An 8,506-nucleotide genomic window follows, 5' to 3' on the forward strand; every position below is an offset into this window, starting at 1 on the left:
GCTTGCTGATGTTGAGATCACCGCAGACCTTCAGGTTACGGTGGACAGCTTTCTGAAATTTGCAGATTTCTTCTTTGACGGCCTCTTTGCAGACTGGGCGGTTCTGGATCACATCAATCAGGCACAGAGCAGGGTGGAAAACACCAAGGATCAAATCAAGCGAGTCCTTGCACTTCTGAAAAAGATGCGCGAAGATGTTGATGTCCAAATCGCTGACGAAAAAGAAAAGCAGGAACAGCTTGCGGTGGAAACTGAGCTGTAGGGTTGGAGAGATTACTTTGTGTGCTCGGCGCAACTCGATCGTTTACCCGCCGAGAGAAAGCAACCGTGACCGCCTGTGCGGAATCATCGACACCATCCTTGCAGAGCAGCCGAAGGACTTTGAAGTTTTTCTTCAAAAGCTGATACAGCAGGGCTACGCGTCGCCCGCGACCGTGCTCGCCGTCACCTTCACGAACAAGGCCGCGCGCGAGATGATGGCGCGCCTGTCCGCGCTGTTGCCGATCGACACGCGCGGCATGTGGATCGGGACGTTCCACGGCCTGTGCAACCGGATGCTGCGCGCGCACTTCCGCGACGCCGGCCTGCCGCAGACCTTCCAGATTCTCGACACCGCCGATCAGCTGTCGGCGATCAAGCGGATGATGAAGGCCGCGAACGTCGACGACGAAAAGTATCCGCCGAAGAACGTCCAGTACTTCATCAACAATGCGAAGGAGCAGGGCCTGCGTCCCGATCAGGTCGACGCGTCCGACAACTTCAACCGCAAGTTCGTCGAGCTGTACCAGGCCTACGAGCAGCAATGCCAGCGCGAGGGCGTGGTCGACTTCCCCGAACTGCTGCTGCGCTGCTACGAACTGCTTGCGCACAACCCGCCGCTGCGCGCGCATTACCAGGCGCGTTTCAGGCAGATCCTCGTCGACGAGTTCCAGGACACCAACAAGCTGCAGTACGCGTGGCTGAAGCTGCTCGCGGGCAGCCAGAATGCGATCTTCGCGGTGGGCGACGACGATCAGTCCATCTATGCGTTCCGCGGCGCGAACGTCGGCAACATGCGCGACTTCGAAAACGAATTCCGCGTGCGCAACCTGATCAAGCTCGAGCAGAACTACCGGTCGCACGGCCATATCCTCGATGCGGCGAACCACCTGATCTCGCACAACGCGCACCGTCTGGGCAAGAACCTGCGCACCGACGCGGGCCACGGCGAGCCGGTGCGGGTCTACGAGGCATCGACCGATTCGCAGGAAGCCGGCTGGATCGTCGAGGAGATCCGCTCGCTGATCAGCGCCGGCATGTCGCGCAGCGAGATCGCGGTGCTGTACCGGAGCAACGCGCAGTCGCGCGCGATCGAGCACACGCTGGTCAATGCCGGCATCCCGTATCGCGTGTACGGCGGCCTGCGCTTCTTCGAGCGCCAGGAAATCAAGCACGCGCTTGCGTATCTGCGCCTGATCGACAACCCGAACGACGACACCGCATTCGCACGCGTCGTGAATTTCCCGACACGCGGGATCGGTGCGCGCTCGATCGAACAGCTCGCCGACGCCGCGCGTCTCTACGATTGCGCGATGGCGGCCGCGATCCCGTATGTGACCGGCAAGGCCGGATCGAGCCTCGGCGCGTTTGCGAACCTGATCGCGAAGATGCGCGCCGATACGCAGCAGATGAGCCTGCCCGAGACGGTCGAATACGTGGTGCGCGCGAGCGGCCTGGCCGACTTCTACCAGGGCGAGCGCGAAGGCCAGGACCGGCTCGAGAACTTGCAGGAACTCGTCAATGCGGCGACTGCGTTCGTCGGCGAGGAAGGCTACGGGCTCGATACGCCGGCCCGCTCGATTCCGTTGCGTGCCGGCGCGACGGCCGCGCCGGAGATTGCCGCCGCGGCGGACGGCTCGACAGTCGACGTGCTCGACGCGGCGCCGCTCGGCGATCCCGCGCAGAACCCCGACACGATGACGCCGCTCGCGGGCTTCCTGTCGCATGCGTCGCTCGAGGCCGGCGACAATCAGGCGCAGGCCGGGCAGGACGCCGTGCAGCTGATGACGGTGCACGCGGCGAAGGGGCTCGAATTCGAGGCGGTGTTCATCACCGGTCTGGAAGAAGGGCTGTTCCCGCACGAGAACAGCGCGATGGAAGCCGACGGGCTCGAGGAAGAGCGTCGCCTGATGTATGTCGCGATCACGCGCGCGAAGGCGCGGCTCTACCTGTCGTTCGCGCAGAGCCGGCTGTTGCACGGCCAGACGCGCTACAACGTGCGCTCGCGCTTCTTCGACGAGCTGCCGCAGCATGTGTTGAAGTGGCTGACGCCGAAGGTCGAGGCGGGCGCGCGCTGGGGCGGGCGCGCCGACAACGCGGGCTGGGGCCGCGACTGGTTTGCGCGGCCGGGCGCCGGGCGAGAGCAGATCGTCGACGCCGCGGTGTCGGCGCCGCTGCCCGCGTTCGCGAACCAGCAGCGTGCGGCCGGCAGCGGGTTCCGGGTCGGCCAGCAGGTGTTCCATACCAAGTTCGGCGAAGGCACCGTCACCGCGCTCGAAGGCAGCGGCGCGGATGCGAAGGCACAGGTCAAATTCAAGCGGCACGGCGAGAAATGGCTCGCACTCGCGGTCGCGAAACTTCAGGCGGTGGAATGAGCACGAATTCATCTTCCTTGTCCGGTAAGCCGCTCGGCATTCTCGCGGCGCTGCCCGAGGAACTCGGCGACCTGATCGCCGCGATGCGCGCCGAAGGCGCAGTCAAAACGATCACGCTCGGCCGCCGCGATTATCACGTCGGCCATGTGCATGGCGCGGCCTGCGTCGTCACGCTCGCGCGCATCGGCAAGGTCGCGGCCGCGGCGACGGTCAGCGCGCTGATCCATGTGTTCGGCGTGGCGGGGATCGTCTTTACAGGCGTCGCGGGCGGCGTCGCGCGCGGGGTGCGGGTCGGCGACGTCGTCGTCGCGGATACGCTGCTGCAGCACGACCTCGACGCATCGCCGCTGTTTCCGCGCTACGAGGTGCCGCTGCTCGGCATGACCCATTTCGAGTCCGACGCCGAACTGACTGGCCGGCTCAAGGCCGCGTGCGCGCAGTTCATCGAGGAAGAGGGCGGCGCGCTCGCCGAACGGTTCCGGCTCGCCGGTGCGCAGCTGCGCAACGGGCTTGTGATCAGCGGCGATCGTTTCGTGTCGAGCGAGCACGAAGTCACGGCGCTGCGCGACGCATTGCCCGACGCGCTCGCAGTCGAGATGGAGGGCGCCGCGATCGCGCAGGTGTGTGTCGAGCACGGCGTGCCGTTCGCCCTCGTGCGCACCATCTCCGACACCGCCGACGATCATGCGACCCAATCGTTCTCGCACTTCCTCGCCGAGATCGCAAGCACGTACTCGTCCGGCATTCTCAAGCGGTTCCTGACGCTGCACGCAACGACGGCGGCCTGAGCGCCGCCGTCGATTCCCTTCCATTGCGGGGCAGGCCCGGCGCGCACACCCAGCGCGCCGGGCCTGCACGTCACGCCTTCGCGCGCCTGCTGCCTTCGACGTTGGGCAGGAGCAGCGTCAGCACGCCGATCAGCGGCAGGAACGAGCACACCTTGTAGACGAACGCGATGCTCGTCGCATCGGCAAGCTGGCCGAGCACAGCCGCGCCGATGCCGCCCATGCCGAACGCGAATCCGAAAAAGAGCCCCGCGACCATGCCGACCTTGCCGGGCATCAGCTCCGTCGCATAGACGAGGATCGCGGAGAAGGCCGAGGCGAGCACGATGCCGATGATCACGGTCAGTACGCTCGTCCAGAACAGGTTTGCATAGGGCAGCAGCAGCGTGAATGGCGCGACGCCGAGTATCGACACCCAGATCACGTACTTGCGGCCGATGCGGTCGCCGACCGGGCCACCGATCACCGTGCCGGCCGCCACGGCCGCGAGAAACACGAACAGGTGGATCTGAGCGGCTTGTACCGTCAGGTGGAACTTGTCGATCAGGTAGAACGTGAAATAGCTGTTGATGCTCGCCAGATAGAAATACTTCGAGAAGACGAGCAGCACCAGCACCCCGATCGCACCGATCACGCGGCCGCGCGACAGCGTCGGATGCGCGGCCTGCGCGGCTTTCTTCTTGATGGCCGGATGCTGCTTGTACCAGTGACCGATCTGGATGAGCACGACGATCGCGACGAGCGCCGCCGCCGAGAACCACGCGATGCTCGATTGGCCGCGCGGGATCACGACGAGTGCGGCGAGCAGCGGGCCGAGCGCGGAGCCCGCATTGCCGCCGACCTGGAACAGCGACTGCGCGAGGCCGTGACGGCCGCCCGACGCCATCCGCGCGACGCGCGACGACTCCGGATGAAACACCGACGAGCCGCAGCCGACCAGCGCCGCGGCGATCAGCAGGACCGCGAAATTCGGCGCGACCGACATCAGCAGCAGGCCGGAGAGCGTGAAGCCCATGCCGACCGGCAGCGAATACGGTTGTGGCCGCTTGTCGGTGTAGAGGCCGACGATCGGTTGCAGCAGCGAGGCGGTGATCTGGTAGGTCAGCGTGATCAGGCCGATCTGCGCGAACGACAGCGCGAAATTGGCCTTGAGCATCGGATAGATCGCCAGGATCAGCGACTGGATCATGTCGTTGAGCATGTGCGAAAAGCTGATCGCGCCGAGCACCGGATAGACGGTACGGGAAGCGGGCGAGGCGGACGAAGCGGACGAAGCGGACGAAGCGGACGAAGCGGACGAAGCGGACGAAGCGGCGACGGCTGCCGCGGCCTGCCCGGCGGCTCGCGTATCGAGGCGGGTTTCCATATGAATCGAGCGAGTAGAGGAATGGGCACGCGCTTTGCGAGGGTCGGCGCGTTGGATTTCGTTGCTGCGTCAAAGGAGTCTACTGTGGCGTCAGGCAATTGTCCGGCCAAGTTTTGTCGTGAATCGGCCATTGGTGTGATCAATCGATTTTTGCTCGCCTTTTTGGCCGGATATAACGCTGGCGATGCATGCCGGCATGCGCGTATTGCCTGACTCAAGGAACGTCGGCAGCCGCCGTCAATCTGTCGCAACAACGACAAGCGTGCGCTGGCCGCAGGCCGCTCCGGGGCAGAGCGCACCGATGCGGAGGATGTCGCGGTGACGCCGGAACCGACCTTTCCGGCAGCGGTACCGATACGGGGACAAAACGATGAAAGCAGCTTCAATGAGCCCGCGATCCAACGCGGCCGCGGTCGCACCGGATACGAATCGGGCGCGGCGGGAACGCCGGCCCTGGGCCGTCAAGACGACGCTGCGCGCCGCGTTTGCGGTGCTGCTGGCTGGAACGCTGGCGATCGGCGCGTTCTCGCTCGCGCAGATCAGCCGCCTGAACGGATCGATTGCGTCGGTGTATGAACAGGGCTACGTCGCGAGCCGCGCGGCGCAATCGGTGCGTGCGGAGGTGCTGCGTGCGAGCCGTGCGCAGAAGATGCTGCTGACCGCGACGACTGCGAAGGAGCGTGGCGAACTCGGTGCGGAAGTCGATGCGGGTCTCGCGTCGATCGGCACCGCGCTCGGCACGCTGCAACATGCGACCGATCCGGCCGATGCCGGCGACACCGCGCGGCTGCGCGCGTTTGCGGCGGCGGTCGGCACGTGGAGCGGGCATCTGCGCGAGTTCGTGACACTGGTGCGGGCACAGCCGCTCGATCTGTCGCAGATGAACTGGCAGGTGGGCACGCAGGACGTGTCGCTGCTCGTCGAGACGGGCAAGCTGGAAACGCTGGCCGCCGATCTCGTGCAGACTCGCGGCGCGAAAGCGAAGGCCATGCTCGACGCATCCTCGACGATCTTCACGTCGTCGTTCGCAATGATTGCCGCCATGACCGCTACGCTGATCGTGCTGGCGTTCGTGATTTCCGAATGGGTCGTGCGCCGGCTCGTGGCACAGCTCGGCGGCGAGCCGGCCTACGCGAAGGCGATCGCCGCCGACATCGCGCGGGGCGATCTGACGCGGCCGATCGCGCTGGGCAAGCGCGACCGGGACAGCATGGTTCATGCGCTGCGCGCCATGCAGAGCGGGCTCGCTGCAACCGTCGGCGAGATTTCGGTGAGTGCGAAGGCGATCGCAGCCGCATCCGGCGAGATCTCGACCGGCAACCTCGACCTGTCGCGGCGGACCGAACAGCAGGCGGCGGCGCTCGAGAAAACGGCGGCCAGCATGGAGCAGCTGACGTCGACGGTGCGTCAGAATGCCGAGAGCGCGCGGCAGGCGAGCGCACTCGCGGCCAATGCGTCATCGGTCGCGGAGGCGGGCGGCGACGTGGTCGGGCGGGTCGTCGCGACGATGACCGAGATCGACGCGAGCGCGAAAAGCATCCGCGACATCATCGGCGTGATCGAGAGCATTGCATTCCAGACCAACATCCTTGCCCTCAATGCGGCGGTCGAGGCGGCGCGTGCCGGCGAACAGGGACGCGGCTTCTCGGTGGTGGCGGGCGAGGTGCGTTCGCTCGCGCAGCGGGCGGCGACGGCGGCGAAGGAGATCAAGGTGCTGATCGGCGCATCGGTCGAGCGCGTCGCGAACGGCGCGGCGCTCGCGCACGATGCGGGCCGCACGATGGACGACGTGGTGCGCGCGGTGCGGCGCGTGACAGACATCATGGGCGAGATTTCGGCGGCATCGAGCGAGCAGAGCGCAGGCATCGACGAGATCGGCCGGGCGGTCACGCAGATGGACGCCGGTACGCAGCAGAACGCGGCGCTCGTCGAGCAGGCGGCCGCGGCGGCGAGTGCGCTCGACGAACAGGCGCAGTCTCTGAAGGCGCTGGTCGGGCGTTTTCGTCTGGCGGCCTGACAGCGCGCGAAGGCGAGGGGATGGCGGCGGAGTCGGTCGGTCACGTGTCGGCCGATTGCCGCTCCTGCCGTACCCGGTCCTCCGGAAACGACACGGCCGGGCGTTTGACCGCCCGGCCGGTTTTCGTGCCGACGACGTGAGGATTACGACTTCGGCTTTTCCTGATTCTGCTTGTCCTGGCCCGGTTTTTCCTGTTCGACGATGACCGTGCAGGTCGTGCCCGCCGACAGATACACGTCGTCCGGCACTTCGTCGATCTTGATCCGCACCGGCACGCGCTGCGCGAGTCGCACCCAGTTGAACACCGGGTTCACGTCGGCGACGAGGTCGCGGGCTTGCGGATTTTCACGATCGTAGATGCCGCGTGCGATGCCCTGGACATGGCCCTTCATCACGCCGCCGCTCATCAGGCGCATTTCCGCCTTCGCACCGATCTTCACGCGCGGCAGCTTGGTTTCCTCGAAGTAGCCGTACACCCAGAACGAATGGGCGTCGACGAGCGCAAGCTTGGCCTGGCCGACGATCGCGTAGTCGCCCTTGAACACCTGCAGGTTCGTCACGTAGCCGTCGACCGGCGCGATCACGCGCGTACGCTCGAGGTTGAGTTTGGCGGCGTCGAGCGCGGCGAGGGCCTGCTGATACTGTGCCTCGGCGCTGTTCGCGATGTGGCCTGCATTCTCGCGGTTTTCCTTCGACACGACCTGCGCGTCGAGATCCTGGCGGCGGACCGCGTCGTCGCGGCGCATCTGCAGTTCCGCGCGGCGGGCGGCGACGTTGGCCTGGGCCTGCTCGACCGCGATCTGGTAGTGCGACGGGTCGATCTGCATGATCAGGTCGCCCTTCTTGACCAGCTGGTTGTCGCGAACCGGCAGTTCGACGACGTAGCCCGAGACGTCAGGCGCGATGTTGATGACATCCGCACGCACGCGCCCGTCGCGCGTCCACGGATAGTCCATGTAGTGCACCCATATCGAGCGCCCGATCAGGATTGCGACAATGAGGATGACGGCCGTCGCGATGAAGCCGAAGATTTTTCGCAGGGTCATAGTTCTTCTATATCAACGGTAAACGGTGAGGCTCAGTCCGCCGCAGATGCAGACGAGGAGGCTGGCCCGGAACAGCGATGGATGCCAGACGAAACGGTAGAGCCCGGTGTACGCGAGCAGCCGATCGACGGCCCAGGTCGCCAACGTGCCGATGGCGAACATTAGCACCACCGTGGGCATGTAGGCATCGAAAATCGCGATTTCACGCGGCATCATGACGAGGTTCCTTGTAGAGGGCGCACGGGGCGGCTGCGATTGAGCGCCTCGAGCGGCGACTCCGGATCCAGCAGCGCCGTGCGCGCGAAATGCAGATGACTCAGTATGCGTTGCAGGCGCTGACGTTCGTCGCGCGGCGGCGCGAACGCGGCGAGCGCCTGCCGGGTCGTGTCGATCGCGGCGGCGTTCGCGGCCAGCGCGGCGTCGAAGCGATCCGCGGTCGGCGCCGTAAACAGCGCGGAGATGCGTGACTGCATCGTGTCGATCGCGTGGCGCCACGGCGTCGCCGGCGCGTAACGCGGGTCGTCCGGCAGCATCGCGAGCTCGTGGCGCAGATCGATTGCCGCATTGCCGGTCTCGAGCACCGCAAACATCCAGCGCAGCGCGTCGCGCTGCACGTCCGGCCGGGCGCCCGAGATCGTGTGCGCCTGGTACATCAGGTC

7 protein-coding genes and 1 pseudogene are annotated in these 8,506 nt (G+C 65.9%); 4 read left to right on the forward strand and 4 right to left on the reverse strand.

The window, feature by feature from the left end:
• The 3 genes and pseudogenes from KH616_RS17175 to KH616_RS17185 all read left to right on the forward strand — a co-directional run.
• Nucleotides 1–262 (forward strand): annotated as a pseudogene (locus KH616_RS17175) (hypothetical protein); the annotation flags it as partial.
• Between the two features lie 16 nt (nt 263–278).
• Nucleotides 279–2,633, forward strand: a complete 2,355-nt coding sequence (locus tag KH616_RS17180) for a 3'-5' exonuclease (protein WP_292248534.1) — start codon at nt 279–281, stop codon at nt 2,631–2,633.
• On the forward strand, nt 2,630–3,421 hold the full coding sequence (locus tag KH616_RS17185; protein WP_292248537.1) for a 5'-methylthioadenosine/adenosylhomocysteine nucleosidase: 792 nt from the start codon (nt 2,630–2,632) through the stop codon (nt 3,419–3,421). Before KH616_RS17180 ends, KH616_RS17185 begins: the two co-directional genes overlap by 4 nt.
• A gap of 70 nt (nt 3,422–3,491) precedes the next feature.
• Here the strand turns inward: KH616_RS17185 and KH616_RS17190 are convergent, their stop codons facing one another.
• Nucleotides 3,492–4,784 (reverse strand): MFS transporter, encoded by a 1,293-nt coding sequence (locus KH616_RS17190; protein ID WP_292248540.1) that lies wholly within the window; start codon nt 4,782–4,784, stop codon nt 3,492–3,494.
• A 370-nt stretch (nt 4,785–5,154) separates the two neighbouring features.
• Between KH616_RS17190 and KH616_RS17195 the strand changes: the two genes are divergently transcribed.
• Nucleotides 5,155–6,801, forward strand: a complete 1,647-nt coding sequence (locus KH616_RS17195; protein WP_292248542.1) for a methyl-accepting chemotaxis protein — start codon at nt 5,155–5,157, stop codon at nt 6,799–6,801.
• A 143-nt stretch (nt 6,802–6,944) separates the two neighbouring features.
• Here the strand turns inward: KH616_RS17195 and KH616_RS17200 are convergent, their stop codons facing one another.
• The 3 genes from KH616_RS17200 to KH616_RS17210 all read right to left on the reverse strand — a co-directional run.
• A complete protein-coding gene (locus KH616_RS17200; RefSeq protein ID WP_292248544.1) occupies nt 6,945–7,847 on the reverse strand; it encodes an HlyD family secretion protein in 903 nt (300 codons plus the stop codon).
• 12 nt (nt 7,848–7,859) lie between these two features.
• Nucleotides 7,860–8,063 (reverse strand): DUF1656 domain-containing protein, encoded by a 204-nt coding sequence (locus tag KH616_RS17205; RefSeq protein ID WP_292248547.1) that lies wholly within the window; start codon nt 8,061–8,063, stop codon nt 7,860–7,862.
• A partial coding sequence (locus KH616_RS17210) for an FUSC family protein (protein ID WP_292248549.1) occupies nt 8,060–8,506 on the reverse strand: 447 nt, incomplete at its 5' end. The genes KH616_RS17210 and KH616_RS17205, both read right to left, overlap by 4 nt.

Origin of the sequence: Burkholderia sp. (genome assembly GCF_018375725.1) — a bacterium.
In the GTDB taxonomy this organism is placed as follows: Bacteria; Pseudomonadota; Gammaproteobacteria; order Burkholderiales; family Burkholderiaceae; genus Burkholderia.